Annotated in this window: 12 protein-coding genes; 11 read left to right on the top strand and 1 reads right to left on the bottom strand. The window is 65.5% G+C overall.

Translation table 11 applies throughout. From position 1 onward, the window contains the following. Positions 1-3: 3 nt before the first annotated feature. On the bottom strand, positions 4-1,038 hold the full coding sequence (locus THPRO_RS12665; RefSeq protein ID WP_052064354.1) for a LysM peptidoglycan-binding domain-containing protein: 1,035 nt from the start codon (positions 1,036-1,038) through the stop codon (positions 4-6). A gap of 293 nt (positions 1,039-1,331) precedes the next feature. On the opposite strand from THPRO_RS12665, the gene def reads away from it, so the two are divergent. The 11 genes from def to THPRO_RS12610 all read left to right on the top strand — a co-directional run bounded on the left by def (position 1,332) and on the right by THPRO_RS12610 (position 13,706). Beyond that, positions 1,332-1,865, top strand: coding sequence for a peptide deformylase (def, locus tag THPRO_RS12660; RefSeq protein ID WP_038090176.1), 534 nt, complete (start codon positions 1,332-1,334; stop codon positions 1,863-1,865). 162 nt (positions 1,866-2,027) lie between these two features. Next, on the top strand, positions 2,028-2,966 hold the full coding sequence (gene fmt, locus THPRO_RS12655) for a methionyl-tRNA formyltransferase (RefSeq protein ID WP_065089710.1): 939 nt from the start codon (positions 2,028-2,030) through the stop codon (positions 2,964-2,966). Then, positions 2,944-4,275, top strand: a complete 1,332-nt coding sequence (gene rsmB, locus THPRO_RS12650) for a 16S rRNA (cytosine(967)-C(5))-methyltransferase RsmB (protein WP_082954643.1) — start codon at positions 2,944-2,946, stop codon at positions 4,273-4,275. Before fmt ends, rsmB begins: the two co-directional genes overlap by 23 nt. Beyond that, positions 4,272-4,862, top strand: a complete 591-nt coding sequence (locus tag THPRO_RS12645) for a DUF4390 domain-containing protein (RefSeq protein WP_052064353.1) — start codon at positions 4,272-4,274, stop codon at positions 4,860-4,862. The genes rsmB and THPRO_RS12645 overlap by 4 nt, the downstream gene beginning before the upstream one ends. Next, on the top strand, positions 4,847-7,051 hold the full coding sequence (locus THPRO_RS12640) for a sensor histidine kinase (RefSeq protein ID WP_038090174.1): 2,205 nt from the start codon (positions 4,847-4,849) through the stop codon (positions 7,049-7,051). Before THPRO_RS12645 ends, THPRO_RS12640 begins: the two co-directional genes overlap by 16 nt. Further along, positions 7,048-8,415, top strand: a complete 1,368-nt coding sequence (locus THPRO_RS12635) for a sigma-54-dependent transcriptional regulator (protein ID WP_038090318.1) — start codon at positions 7,048-7,050, stop codon at positions 8,413-8,415. The genes THPRO_RS12640 and THPRO_RS12635 overlap by 4 nt, the downstream gene beginning before the upstream one ends. Positions 8,416-8,431: 16 nt before the next feature. Further along, positions 8,432-9,805: a Trk system potassium transporter TrkA gene (gene trkA / locus THPRO_RS12630; RefSeq protein WP_038090172.1), complete on the top strand. Its 1,374-nt coding sequence runs from the start codon at positions 8,432-8,434 to the stop codon at positions 9,803-9,805. Between the two features lie 48 nt (positions 9,806-9,853). After that, the gene (locus THPRO_RS12625; RefSeq protein WP_038090171.1) at positions 9,854-11,305 is read left to right on the top strand and encodes a TrkH family potassium uptake protein; all 1,452 of its coding nucleotides are present in this window, start codon (positions 9,854-9,856) and stop codon (positions 11,303-11,305) included. A 5-nt stretch (positions 11,306-11,310) separates the two neighbouring features. Beyond that, positions 11,311-12,756, top strand: coding sequence for a TrkH family potassium uptake protein (locus tag THPRO_RS12620; RefSeq protein WP_038090168.1), 1,446 nt, complete (start codon positions 11,311-11,313; stop codon positions 12,754-12,756). 6 nt (positions 12,757-12,762) lie between these two features. Continuing rightward, complete coding sequence (locus tag THPRO_RS12615) at positions 12,763-13,350, top strand: class I SAM-dependent methyltransferase (RefSeq protein WP_065089709.1); 588 nt, start codon at positions 12,763-12,765, stop codon at positions 13,348-13,350. Between the two features lie 26 nt (positions 13,351-13,376). After that, entirely contained in the window at positions 13,377-13,706 is a 330-nt protein-coding gene (locus THPRO_RS12610; protein ID WP_038090163.1) for a hypothetical protein, read from the top strand. Positions 13,707-13,717 lie beyond the last annotated feature (11 nt).

Here is a 13,717-nt window from a genome sequence, read left to right as displayed (position 1 = left end):
CCGTCAGGGATTGTGCGCCAGGTTGCCCACCGTGATGGGTTTGGTGGCGGACATGACCAACGCGTAGCTGATGCGCTTAAAGGTGCGGAACACCATCACGAGGCCGATGTGTTCGTTCGGCAGCGTGACCTGGCGCGACTCTTGCCGAGTGGCGTAGGGGTCGTTGATGGTGCGGCCATGCTGGTCGATCGCGAGCACGTCGCCGCGCTCCAGGCCGTCTCGCGTGCCGCTATCGATGACCACGACCTGATACTGCCCCACCATGCTGATGGAGTTGAATAGGGCGATGATCTGCGCATGGATCTGCGTTTTCGGCGCGCGCGGCATGAAGGTGTAGTCATAATGCTTGCGCGCCAGCGGCAACAGCCGGTCGCCGGCGCTCACTTCCTCGCGCGTATGTTCCAGCACGCCAGTGGCGATCTTGCCGCGGTGGATGATGTGGATGTCGCCCAGATAGACGACCTCGTGCCCGATGATGTCGCCATTCTTGGGGTCCTTGAGCGGCGGCCCAGGGCGGTAGACGCTATACCAGCTTTGCTTGGCGTCGGCCGGCAGGCCGCGCACGTAGACGCGGTTGTCGCTGCTGTACAGAATGCGGCGGTCGGCCGCGGCGACGATATGCGGAGCCTTGTCGAACAGCTCCACGGGCACCACGCGCGGGTGCACCAGGAACGGGGTGATGGTCTGGATCGGGATCGGATGCTCGGTCCTGGGCAGGGCCTGATATTCGACCGAAGGCTTCAGTATCACGGTCGGCAGGCCGCTGACGCGTGGGCCGCCGGTGATGCTGATGCGCGGCTTACCGTTGACATAATAAAGCGTGAGCACGTCGCCGGGATAGATCCAGTGGGGATTCTTGATGTGCGGGTTGTCGTACCAGATTTCCGGCCAGTTCCATGGCGAATGCAGGAAGTGCTCGGCGATATCCCAGAGGGTGTCGCCTTTCTTGACCACATAGCGCTTCGGTGCCGTTGGCTTGATCTTGACGGGTGTCGCCGCGGGCGGTTTTTCGGGCGGCAGGGGCGTGGCCGCCGGCATGGGCTGCGCGGGCGCGGGCGGTGCTGCCGGCGCGGATGCCTGTTGCGGCGTGCTGGCGCATCCCGCCGTGAGAAGCGTTACAATCAGAACCGACGCCGATGCTTTGGCTGTCAGGCTAAATCGCAGGGCCGGCATTCGGGTCCCCCTTATGGCATTCTGTTTATGTCAGGGCACGGTGCTTACGCGCTAGGATAGTGACTTGCCATGGCGTGCGGTCAGCCTATACCGTAAGCTGATCATTACTTTAGCAGAGATTCATGCAAGGCTGCACGAATTAACTTTGGTACGGTTTCATGGCCATTCTCGACATTCTGCATTTCCCCGATACCCGCTTGCGCACGAAGGCCAAACCGGTTGCGCAGGTTGACGACGAGGTGCGCCGGATCGTCGGGGACATGTTCGAGACGATGTATTCGGCGCCAGGCATCGGGCTTGCGGCCACGCAGGTCAATATCCATCGCCGGATCATCGTGATCGACGTGTCCTCGGAACGGGACGAGCCGCTGTGCCTGATCAATCCGGAGCTGATCGCGTGCGATGGCGAGGAAGAAATGGAGGAGGGCTGCCTGTCGGTGCCGGGATACTACGAAACGGTGCGTCGCGCCGAGCGGATCAGGGTCCGCGCGCTGGATCAGACCGGCAAGTCCTTCACTCTCGAGGCCGACGGCCTGCTGGCCGTGTGCATACAGCATGAGATCGATCACCTCGACGGCAAGTTGTTCGTGGACTACTTGTCGCCGCTCAAGCGCAACCGGATTCGCAGCAAGCTGGAAAAACAGTCCCGTCTCGAGGCGAACAGCGCCCGCGAAAGCTCGCCGGCCATCTGATCCACTCCTCCCGACCGCCTCGGACAGGTCCGGCAAGCCGGCACATACAGCGAGAATCATGATTTCTGACATATCCTGTCACGGGTCCGGAACGCCGCCGGCAGACTGTACGCGACCGGACGCATCCGGCATGCGCCGCGACGGTGTCGGGGGGGCGTTCGGATGCCGCCGCTGAACGTGATCTATGCGGGTACGCCGGAATTCGCCGTGCCCGCGCTACAGGCGCTGGTGGCGGCCGGCCACAGGGTCCGTGCCGTGTACACGCAACCCGACCGACCGGCCGGCCGGGGGCGTCAACTGCGTCCCAGTCCGGTCAAGGTGGCCGCGCAAGCACTGGATATCCCGGTGGAGCAGCCACAGACGTTGCGCGATGCGGCGGTACTGGGTCAATTGTCGCAATATGCCCCGGACGTGATGGTCGTGGCGGCCTATGGACTGATGTTGCCGCAGGCCGTGCTCGACTTGCCCCGCATGGGCTGCCTCAACATCCATGCCTCGTTGTTGCCGCGTTGGCGCGGAGCCGCGCCGATCCAGCGGGCGATCGAGGCCGGAGACGCCGAAACCGGCGTCACCATTATGCAGATGGAGGCCGGGCTGGATACAGGCCCGATGCTGCTGCGACGCGGCACACCGATCCATCCGGAAGACAGTGCAGGAAGCTTGCACGAGCGGCTCGCGGCGCTGGGCGCCGCAGCGCTGATCGAGACGCTGGACCGGCTGACGGCGGGTGGCTTGCAGGCCCAGTCACAGAATCCCGACCAGGCCAGCTACGCGCGCAAGCTGTCCAAGGCCGAGGCCGCCGTCGACTGGTATAAGCCGGCTGTGGAGATCGTCCGCAAGATACAGGCCTTCAATCCCTGGCCGGTGGCGGAAACGCGCTATGGCGGGCAACCGCTCAAGCTGCTCGAGGCGCGCCTGCTGGTTTGCCCCGGGCTTGCGCCGCCTGGCACGATTTTCGCCGAGTCGCGCGACGGTGTGGACGTGGCCGCAGGCGAAGGATGCGTGCGCCTGTTGCGGCTGCAACTCCCCGGTCGACGCGTTCAGACGGCCGCCGAATTCATCAACGGAAGAAGTCTGATTGGCCAAGCGCTCGACAGCTAGGCCACCCGATCCTCGCGCGCTGGCGGTGGAGGTGGTCGACTCGGTGCGTCGCCAGGGGCGCTCGCTGAGCCAGGCGTTGCCGCGCGCCGAGCGGCAGCTGGCGGCGGGTCCGCCGCGCGCACTGCTGCGCGAGCGCGCCTACGGCCTGCTCCGCTATGCGCCGCGGCTGGATGCCTGGCTGGATGCGCTGGTCACCCAGCCGCTGCGGGCGCGCGACGCACCGGTGGCGCGTCTGATCCAGCTCGGGCTATACGAACTCTTTTTCCTGCGCACGCCGGATTACGCGGCCGTCAACGAGGCCGTCGCGCTGGCGGGGCGTCTCGGGCGGCCGTGGGCGGCACGGCTGGTCAATGGCGTGCTGCGCAACGCGCAACGGCGGGAGGCCGAGCTGACAGCGCTCACGGCGCGCGTGGACAGCGCGCGACTGGCCCACCCCGACTGGCTGATCGAGCGCATTCGTGGCGACTGGGGAGACGCCGCCGAAGCGGTGTTCGCGGCCAACAACGCGCGCGCGCCGATGACCTTGCGCATCAATCGCGCGAAAACGGATATCGAGACGTATGCGGCGATGCTGCGGACGGAAGGTATCGGCGCCAAAGCGGGCCGGCATGCGCCGGACAGCCTGGTGCTGGCGCAGCCCGTCGATGTCGAGGCGTTGCCGGGTTTTCGTGCGGGATGGGTGTCCGTGCAGGACGAGGCCGCACAGTTGGCGGCAGGGCTTGTGGCGGCGTCGCCGGCGCATCGTGTGCTCGATGCGTGCGCTGCGCCAGGCGGCAAAACCGCTCATCTGATCGAGCGGGCGGGCGGCACGCTCGATATCACCGCCGTCGAGATCGAGCCGGATCGGCTAGCGCGCGTCGACGACACCCTGCGTCGCCTCGACCTGTCGGCACATCTGCTCGCCGCCGATGCCGGAATGCCGCGCGACTGGTGGGACGGGCGCGCCTACGATCGCATCCTGCTCGATGCGCCCTGTTCGGCAACGGGCGTGATCCGTCGTCACCCAGATATCAAGCTGTTGCGTCGGGCTTCCGATATTGCGGGGTTGGCAGAGCGTCAGCAGGCATTGCTCGAAGCCCTCTGGCCACTGCTCGCACAGGGCGGTAGGCTTGTCTACGCGACGTGCTCCATCGTGCCCGACGAAAATCAGCGCGTGATCGAGCATTTCATGCGCAATCACGCCGACGCGACGGAGTGGCCGATAGTCGCCGACTGGGGCAGAGCGATGACGCACGGCCGACAGATCCTTCCTGGGGAAGACGGCATGGACGGCTTTTATTACGCCTGTTTGCTCAAGGCGCCGACGTGAGTGGTCTGTCCGTCCGCGCATATCTGCGCGGGATGGCCATGGCACTCGGGCTGGCGTGCACCGCGTGGCTGTTGGGCGCGCCGCCGGCACACGCGGAAAGCGACAGGTTCTCGATCGTGCGCGCGCATGCCTATCAGATCTATTCGGTCTACTACCTGGATGCAACGGCACGCATTCCCCTGGACGCCACGCTGCGCGGCGCCCTGACCAATGGCGTCAGCGTGGTCATCGCCTATGACATCCGGGTGGTACACACGCGCGGCTGGTGGTTCGACGACACCGTCGCCACGCTGACCCAGCGTTACCGGCTGCGCTATCACGCCCTGTCGCGGCGTTATCTTGTCGATAACCTCAATACCGGTATCTCGCACAGCTTCTCCCGTCTGAGCGAGGCGCTGGATGACATCGCGAACCTTCGGCGCCTGCCCTTGTTGGACCAGACCCTGCTGACCAAGGGACGTCATTACCAGGTGGATCTCAAGGTGCGCGTGGATGCCGGCGACTACCCGTTGCCGTTACGCGTGCGCGCCTTCCTGGAGGGTGCCTGGCGTCCGTCGAGCGACTGGTATCGATGCCCGTTGAACTGAAGCGGCTGACCAACCGCGCCTGGCCGGCGGTGCTGCTGATCGTCCTGACACTGCTGTCGGTGCTGGCCATGTCCGGTGCGGTGGAGAACTCCGCGCGTTTCAGCCGCCATTACATCTGGCTGCTGGTGTTCAATACGGTGGTGCTGTTGGCGCTGTCGCTGCTGATCGCGGCCAACCTCTACTGGGCCGTGCGCCAGGCGAAGCGTCAGGAACCGGGAGCGCGCCTGACCCTACACCTGGTGCTGTTGTTCATATTGATCGCGCTGGTGCCGGTTTCGGTCGTGTACTTTTTCTCGATCCGTTTTCTCGACCAGGGCATCGACAGCTGGTTCGACGTGCGCATCGAACGCGCCCTCAGCGATGCGCTGGATCTGGGTCGCGGTGCGCTGACCGAGCGCATGCACGATCTGCAGCGACAGACACGCGATGCCGCTGAAGGTCTGTCGGGCGTTTCGGATCTCCGCCTGCCGGTGGCGCTGGTGACATTGCGCGCCCGCCTGCAGGCCAGCGAGGTCGCGGTATTCGGTGCCGACGACCATATCATCGCCGCGAGCACGGACCCGCCAGGGCGGGTGGTGCCCAATCTGCCGCCCGCGGACGCCTTGCGCCATTACCGGCGTGATCACGGTTATGCCGGGCTCGAACCCGAAGGCGGCCACCGCCTGCAGATCCGCATACTGATGCCGATTCCGGCACCGCCAGGCTCCGTGGAAGCCCTGCAGCCGCCGCGCATGCTGCAGGCCGTGTTCCAGGTGCCGGGGCGTGCCAGCGAACTGGCCTCCCAGGTGCAGGACACCTTCGACCACTATCAGGAACTGACATTTCTGCGCACGCCGCTCAAGCAGAGCTTCGTGCTGACGCTGTCGCTGGTGCTGCTGCTCTCCGTGCTGGCGGCGGTGTGGGCGGCGCTCTACTCGGCGCGCCGCGTGGTGCAGCCGATCCGCCGTCTGATCGACGCGATCCGGCGCGTGGCCGGCGGCGACCTGCAGGCCAAGTTGCCGCTGACAAGGGGAGACGAACTGGGGCTCGTGGCCCGCTCGTTCAACGAGATGACCGCGCGCCTGCTGAGCGGCTACGAGGAAACCGAGCGGGGGCGTCGTCAGCTGGAGCGGCAGCGCCGCTACCTGCAGACGGTGCTCGAACATCTGACCTCGGGCGTGTTGACCATCGACCGCAACGGAGTACTGCGTACGGCCAATGCCGCTGCCGAGCATATCCTCGAAACCACGCTGGACCCGTTTTACGGGCGCCGGCTAGCGGATCTCGGCAGCCACACCCAGCTCATCCACGGCCTGTACCAGGCGATCGCCGCGCGGCTCATCGAGCCCGCCGATTCCTGGGAGCAGGAGGTCGAGCTGTTCGGTGAGAACGGCCGCAAGATACTGATCTGCCGCGGGGCGCGTCTGCCCGAGCAGCCGGGCGAGGGCAGCATCGGCGGCGGCAGCGTGATCGTATTCGACGATATTACCGCGCTGATCCGTGCCCAGCGCGATGCGGCCTGGGGAGAGGTGGCGCGCCGACTGGCGCACGAAGTGCGCAATCCGCTGACGCCGATCCAGCTATCGGCCGAACGGCTGCGACGCAAGCTGTTGCCGCATGTGAGCGCGGCCGATGCGCGTATTCTGGAGCGGTCGACCGATACGATCGTGCAGCAGGTGGAGAGCATGAAACAGCTGGTGAACGCCTTCAGCGAATATGCGCGTGCGCCGGTCATGCAGCTCAGCGAAGTCGATTTCAATGCCGCCGTGGCCGAAGTGATCGAGCTGTACGGCGCGCATCCGGGCGTTTCGCTGACGTTTGCGCCGACCGAAGCGGTCGGTCTGCTTTATGCTGATCCGGGGCGTCTGAGGCAGTTGCTGCACAATCTGCTCAAGAACGCGGTGGAGGCGGTACGCGACAAGCCACTCGGCGAAGTGCACGTCGAGACCTGCGTGACCCAGCGGGCAGACCAGCCCTTCGTGGAGTTACGGATCAGCGACAATGGCGAGGGTATCCCCGACACGCTGCGCGGCCAGATCTTCGAGCCTTACGTGAGCGGCAAGACCGGCGGCAGCGGCTTGGGCTTGGCCGTGGTGAAAAAGATCGTCGAGGAACACAACGGTTTGGTCTGGGCCGAGCCGCGCAGGGAAGGCGGGACGTGTTTGGTGGTCAGATTGCCGCGCTGGCGCGCGGCGGTGGGGGACGCATGAGCGGAGAACGCATCCTGGTGGTCGACGACGAGCCGGAAATCAGGCGTTTGCTACAGGAAATACTGGAGGACGAGGGCTACGCGGTGGTGGTCGCGGCCAATGCCGCGCAGGCGCGCGCCGCGATCCGTCGGCAGACGCCGGATCTGGTGCTGCTCGATATCTGGATGCCGGAAGAGGACGGCGTCACCTTGCTCAAGTCCTGGAACGCGGAAAAACACCCACCCTTTGCGGTGATCATGATGTCCGGGCACGGCACGGTTGAAACCGCGGTCGAGGCAACCCGCCAGGGCGCGCTCGACTACATCGAGAAGCCGATCTCGCTGACGCGTCTGCTGTTGACGGTGCGCCGCGGGCTGGAGATGGGCCGTGCCGGCCGTCAGATGCCGCCGGCCGGTGCATCCCGGGAACGGGCGCCGCAGCTGGTGGGTTCGAGCGCGGTCATGAGGACGCTGCGCGCGCGGGTCGAACTGCTCGCGCCAAGACACGAGCCGGTGGTCGCGATGGGCGAGCCGGGCTCGGGGCGCACCACGTTGCTGCGCGTATTGCATGGCGCCGGGCCGCGTCCCGGAGGGCCGCTGGTCGATTTGGCGGAAGCGGCGCGCGCGGAGCAGTTCGACGCCAGCCTGGAAACCGATGGCGCGGATGCTTTTTTGGACATCCTGCATGGCGCAAGCGGCGGCAGCCTGTATCTCGGAGAACTGCTGAGGCTGACGCTGGATCAACAGGAACGCCTTTACGAACGGCTCGCACTGCCAGAGGTTGGGGCGCAGGACGTGCGTGTGCTGGCCACCTTGCTGGGGCCAGAGGGGCTGGACGATGCCGTGGCGCGGGGACGCCTGATCGGCGATCTGGCGGAGCTGTTCCGGGTCGGCCAGATCAGGGTCCCGCCGCTGCGGGAACATGTCGAGGACGTGCCGGAGCTGCTGCAGTATCATACCGACCGCCTGCACCAGGACGAGGGCCTGAACTATCGCCATTTCACCGTGGCTTCGCAGAATTTCCTACGCTATCACCACTGGCCGGGGAATATCGCGGAATTGCGGGCGCTGGTCAGGCTGGTGCTGACCAGTGGGCAGACCACGGAGATCGAGCCGGCCGAGGCCGAGGATGCGTTGCGTAGCCTGCGCCTGCAGGCCGACAGCGCCCTGAGCGAGGTACCGTCGGGGTACGGCGAGCTGTTCGAACTGTCGCTCAAGGATGCACGCGAGCGTTTCGAGCGGGCCTACCTGGTGCACTGGCTGGCCGAGATGGGCGGCAACATCTCGCGTCTTGCCGAGCATGCGGGCGTCGAGCGTACGCATCTTTATCGCAAGCTGAGGGCGCTGGGCATCGAGCCGCGCAAGGAACGGCGTAAACGCCCATGAGAAACGGAAGATCATCATGAAAATAATCGTGCTCGGCGCCGGTCAGGTAGGCGGTTCCCTGTCCCACCACCTGGCCAAGGAAGCGAACGACATCACGCTGGTCGACACCCGCGCCGACGTGCTGCACGAATTGCAGGACCGGCTGGATCTGCGTACGGTGGTCGGTCATGGTTCGCATCCCGACGTGCTGGAACAGGCGGGCGCGCGCGATGCCGACATGATCGTCGCGGTGACCAGCAGCGACGAAACCAATATGGTCGCCTGCCAGATCGCCTACACCCTGTTCCGCACGCCCACCAAGATCGCCCGTGTGCGGGCCAACGAATACCTCTCCTACACCAGCCTGTTCGCGCAGGAGGCCCTGCCCATCGACGTGCTGATCAGCCCCGAGGAGCTGGTCACCAACTACGTGCAGCGTCTGATCGAGCATCCCGGCGCACTGCAGGTGCTCGACTTCGCCGACGGAAAGGTGTCGCTGGTCGCGGTGCGCGCCTATTACGGCGGCCCTCTGGTCGGCAACGAGCTGCGCACGCTTGCCGAACACATGCCGGGCATCCAGACGCGGGTGGCGGCCATATTTCGTCGCGACAAGCCCATCCTGCCGCAGGGCGACACCATCATCGAGGCCGACGACGAGGTCTTCTTCATCGCCGCCAAGAAAAACATCCGCGCCATCACCAGCGAGCTGCGCAAGCTGGACAAATCCTACAAGCGGATCGTGCTCGCGGGCGGTGGCAACATCGGCAAGCGTGTCGCCGAGCGTCTGGAGGCGCGCTATCAGGTCAAGATCATCGAGCACAACGCGAATCGCGCGCGCTATCTTTCCGAGACTCTGGACAAGGCGATGGTGCTGCGCGGAGACGCGGCCGACGAGGAGCTGTTGCTGGAGGAGAACATCGAGGCCACCGACGTTTTCTGCTCGCTGACCAATGACGACGAGGCCAATATCCTCTCGGCCATGCTGGCCAAGCGCCTGGGCGCGCGCAAGGTGATGGCGCTGATCAACCGCACTGCCTACGTCGATCTGGTCGAGAGTGGCATCATCGACGTCGCAATCTCGCCGCAACAGGTCACGCTGGGCGCACTGCTCGCGCACGTGCGCCGCGGCGACGTGGTGGCCGTGCACTCCTTGCGGCGCGGCGCGGCCGAGGCGATCGAGGCCGTGGCCCATGGCGATCGCAGGACTTCGCGTGTGGTGGGGCGGCGCGTCGATGAGATCAAGCTGCCCAAGGGTACGACCATCGGTGCGGTGGTGCGCGGCGACGAGGTGCTGGTCGCCCACGGCGAAACGATCATCGAGGCGGAAGACCACGTGATCCTGTTCTTGGTGGACCGCTCCCGGATCGGCGATGTCGAACGTTTGTTCCAGGTCGATGTGACCTTCCTCTGATCTGCCTGCGGCGGCTCACCGCCGTGCCAAACGGAAACGGGAAGCTGCATGCAACCACGCGTCATCCAACGCATCCTCGGCCTGCTGTTGCTGGTGTTCAGCGGCACCATGCTGCCGCCGGCCGGAGTCGGTCTGCTCTATGGCGACGTCGGTATCCGCCCGTTTCTGGAGGCCTTTGCGATCACCGCCGCTACCGGCCTGGTGCTGTGGTGGCCGGTGCGCCGCGAGCGCCGCGACCTGCGTCTGCGCGACGGCTTCCTGGTCGCGGTCTCCTTCTGGCTGGTTCTGGGCCTGTTCGGTGCGATTCCGCTGGCGCTGGCCTCGGCGCCGCATCTGTCGGTGACCGACGCGGTGTTCGAATCCATGTCGGGCCTGACCACGACCGGTGCCACGGTGATCGTCGGCCTCGACGAGTTGCCCAAGTCCATCCTGTTCTATCGCCAGGAGCTGCAGTGGCTGGGCGGCATGGGCATCATCGTGCTCGCGGTCGCGGTCCTGCCGATGCTGGGCGTCGGCGGCATGCAACTGTACCGCGCCGAGACGCCAGGGCCGATCAAGGACGCCAAGCTGACCCCGCGCATCGCCGAAACGGCCAAGGCGCTGTGGTACATCTACCTGGGGCTGACCGTGGCCTGCGCAGCAGCCTATTGGCTGGCCGGCATGGATGTTTTCGATGCCATTGCGCAGAGCTTCTCGACGGTGTCGATCGGCGGCTTTTCGACCCACGATGCGAGTCTCGGCTATTTCCGCAGCCCAGAGATCGAGAGTGTCGCCATCGTTTTCATGCTGCTTGCGGGGGCCAATTTCGGCCTGCATTTCGTTGCGCTGCGTCGCATGAGTCTGCGCCCCTATTGGCAGGATGCCGAATTCCGGACCTATTTCGGCATCCTCGCGGCGCTGGCGGCGATCACGGTCGGCTATCTTTACGTCACCGCGCACTACACCCATTTCGCCACCGACCTGCGTCAGGGGCTGTTCCAGGCCGTATCCATCGGCACCACCACCGGTTTCACCACCGCGGCCTATCATCACTGGCCCGGCTTCCTGCCGGCGCTGCTGATCTTCGCCAGCTTCATCGGCGGTTGCGCCGGTTCGACCGGCGGTGGCATCAAGGTCGTGCGCTTCCTGCTGCTGTTCAAGCAGGGGGTGCGCGAACTGATGCGTCTCGTCCATCCCAGCGGTCAGTTCACCGTCAAGATCGGTCGCCGCCCTGTGGACGATCGCGTCATCGATGCGGTCTGGGGGTTCTTCGCGGCTTACGTGGCCACCTTCAGCATCTTCATGCTGCTGCTGATGGCCACCGGGCTGGATCAGGTCACCGCCTTTTCGGCGGTGGCCGCCTGCATGAACAACCTGGGGCCGGGGCTGGGTGCGGTCGGCGATAATTACGCACAGCTCAATCCCTACGCGAAGTGGGTGCTGAGCGTCGCCATGCTGTTTGGCCGGCTGGAAATCTTCACGCCGCTGGTGCTGTTCACGCCCGGCTTCTGGCGGCGCTGACCGCCATGCAAATCGCCGCCGTGCAACGGGTGCTGGGCGCCCTGATCGCCGCATACAGCGTGACCATGCTGGTGCCGGCCGTGGTGTCGATGATCTACGACGACGGTCAGGCCGGTTATTTCCTGGATTCGTTTCTGGTGACCTTCGCGCTGGGCTTCGTGGCCTGGTTCCCGGTACGCAATTCGCGCCAGGAATTGCGTCGCCGGGAAGGATTTCTCATCGTCGCGCTGTATTGGGCGATACTCTCGGCTGTCAGCACGCTGCCGTTTCATTTCAGTCCGCATCTGGATTTCACCGATGCCTTCTTCGAGTCGGTCTCGGGCTTCACTACCACCGGGGCGACCGTGATCGTCGGACTCGATCACCTGCCCAAATCCATCCTCTACTACCGTGCCCAGCTGAACTGGCTGGGCGGCATGGGCATCATCGTGCTCGCCATCGCCGTGCTGCCGATGCTGCGGGTCGGCGGCATGCAGCTGTTCCGCGCGGAGACGCCGGGGCCCATGAAGGACGAGAAACTCACGCCGCGGTTGGAACATACGGCGCGCGCGCTGTGGGGGATATACGTTGGGCTCACCGTGGCCTGCGTCATCGCCTACTGGGTGGCGGGCATGAGTTTCTTCGACGCCCTGTGCCAGGGGTTTGCGACCATCGCGACTGGCGGCTTCTCCACGCACGACGCCAGTTTCGCCTATTGGAACAGTCCGTGGATCGACGGCGTTGCCGACGTCTTCATGTTCCTTTCCGGCATGAATTTCGCCGTGCATTACCTAGCCCTGATGCGTGGCAGCGCGCGCCCGTACTTCATTGACCCCGAGGTGCGCGCCTATATCGGTTTCGTCGCCGCTAGCATCCTGGTGGTCAGCCTGACGCTGTGGTACACGAAGACCTATCCCACAATGCTGACCGATCTGCGCTACGGCGCCTTCCAGGTGCTGACCGTGCTCACCTGCTGCGGCTTCACCAGTGCTCCCTTCAATCACTGGCCGCTGTATCTGCCGGTGCTGCTGATGCTGATCCCCATCGTCGGCGGCTGTGCCGGCTCGACCGCCGGTGGTATGAAGGTGGTGCGCGTGCTGCTGGTCGTCAAGCAGGGATTCCGCGAGATGAAACGCCTCAATCACCCGCGTGCGGTGGTGCCGGTCAAGCTCGGTAGGACGGTGTTGCCCGAGCGCGTGATCAGTGCGATCTGGAGCTTCCTGGCCGCCTACGTACTGGTCTACCTGGTGCTCATGCTGGCGCTGATGGGCGCGGGCCTGGACTGGGTAACGGCCTTTTCGGCGGTCTCGGCCTGCATCAACAACATGGGTCCCGGGCTCGGCTCGGTATTCGCCAATTTCGCCGGCATCAGTGAGCCCGCCAAATGGATCTGCTCGCTGGCCATGCTTATCGGTCGCCTGGAGGTGTTCACGCTGCTGGTGCTGTTGACGCCGATGTACTGGCGGAGCTGAGCGGGCATGTCGTCGCGTGACTGGGAGGCGCATTATGCCGGCCGCGATCCGCTTGCGGCCGAGCCTGCACGGGTGCTGCTCGATCATGCACACCTCCTGCCCGCTGACGGGTACGCGCTCGATCTCGCCTGCGGTCTGGGCGCCAACGCTCTGTTCCTGGCGCGTCACGGGCTGCGGACCGCAGCCTGGGACGCCTCGCCCACGGCGATCGCCGCGCTTGCGCGTGCCGCCGACAGTGCAGGCCTGTCGCTGGATGCCGAGGTCCGGGACGTCATCGCCCTGCCGCCGCCGGTCGCCGCATTCGACGTGATCGTGGTCAGTCGCTTTCTGGCGCGCGCACTGTCGCCGGTTCTGGCCGCCGCGCTCAAACCGAACGGCCTGTTGTTCTATCAGACCTTCGGTCCTCCTTCGGTCGATCCCGGGCGCGGACCCCGCTGCGCGGATTTTAGGCTGGCCCAGGGTGAATTGCCGCGCCTGTTTCCGGCGCTAGAACTACGCGCCTACCGCGAGGAAGGCGCGTTTGGCGATACGAAGCGGGGGCTGCGCGACGAGGCCTACGCCGTGTTCAGCCGGCCCGGAGCGGGCTTGCCGTGAGGGCGCCCGAGGCATAGCCTCGCGGCATGGACATGATCGAACGTTTCGAAGCCATGTTGGCCACCGGGCAGGACAATGCCCTGCTGCGCTTCACGCTGGGCGGGGCCTACCTCAAGCAGGGGCGGGCGCGCGAGGCGGCCGGGCACCTGCGCGAGGCGGTGGCGCTCGACGGACGGTATTCGGCGGCCTGGAAGCTATTGGGACGCGCACTCGGGGAGTGCGAGGATGTGGAAGCCGCGATTGCGGCCTACGACCGTGGCATCGAAGTGGCCGAGGCGCGAGGCGACAAGCAGGCAGCCAAGGAGATGGCCGTGTTCCGCAAGCGCTTGGCGCGCCGCGGCGTAGAGAGAAAATAGACGGGGCCGGA

Origin of the sequence: Acidihalobacter prosperus (genome assembly GCF_000754095.2) — a bacterium.
GTDB lineage: Bacteria > Pseudomonadota > Gammaproteobacteria > DSM-5130 > Acidihalobacteraceae > Acidihalobacter > Acidihalobacter prosperus.
This window is presented reverse-complemented; position numbering and strand designations above follow the sequence as displayed.

What these genes read in the sequence shown, in the direction of transcription:
- THPRO_RS12665 (WP_052064354.1), bottom strand. Translation starts at nt 1,038, where the DNA reads ATGCCGGCGGCCACGCCCCTGCCGCCCGAAAAACCGCCCGCGGCGACA.
- def (WP_038090176.1), top strand. Translation starts at nt 1,332, where the DNA reads ATGGCCATTCTCGACATTCTGCATTTCCCCGATACCCGCTTGCGCACG.
- fmt (WP_065089710.1), top strand. Translation starts at nt 2,028, where the DNA reads ATGCCGCCGCTGAACGTGATCTATGCGGGTACGCCGGAATTCGCCGTG.
- THPRO_RS12640 (WP_038090174.1), top strand. Translation starts at nt 4,847, where the DNA reads ATGCCCGTTGAACTGAAGCGGCTGACCAACCGCGCCTGGCCGGCGGTG.
- THPRO_RS12635 (WP_038090318.1), top strand. Translation starts at nt 7,048, where the DNA reads ATGAGCGGAGAACGCATCCTGGTGGTCGACGACGAGCCGGAAATCAGG.
- trkA (WP_038090172.1), top strand. Translation starts at nt 8,432, where the DNA reads ATGAAAATAATCGTGCTCGGCGCCGGTCAGGTAGGCGGTTCCCTGTCC.
- THPRO_RS12625 (WP_038090171.1), top strand. Translation starts at nt 9,854, where the DNA reads ATGCAACCACGCGTCATCCAACGCATCCTCGGCCTGCTGTTGCTGGTG.
- THPRO_RS12620 (WP_038090168.1), top strand. Translation starts at nt 11,311, where the DNA reads ATGCAAATCGCCGCCGTGCAACGGGTGCTGGGCGCCCTGATCGCCGCA.
- THPRO_RS12615 (WP_065089709.1), top strand. Translation starts at nt 12,763, where the DNA reads ATGTCGTCGCGTGACTGGGAGGCGCATTATGCCGGCCGCGATCCGCTT.
- THPRO_RS12610 (WP_038090163.1), top strand. Translation starts at nt 13,377, where the DNA reads ATGGACATGATCGAACGTTTCGAAGCCATGTTGGCCACCGGGCAGGAC.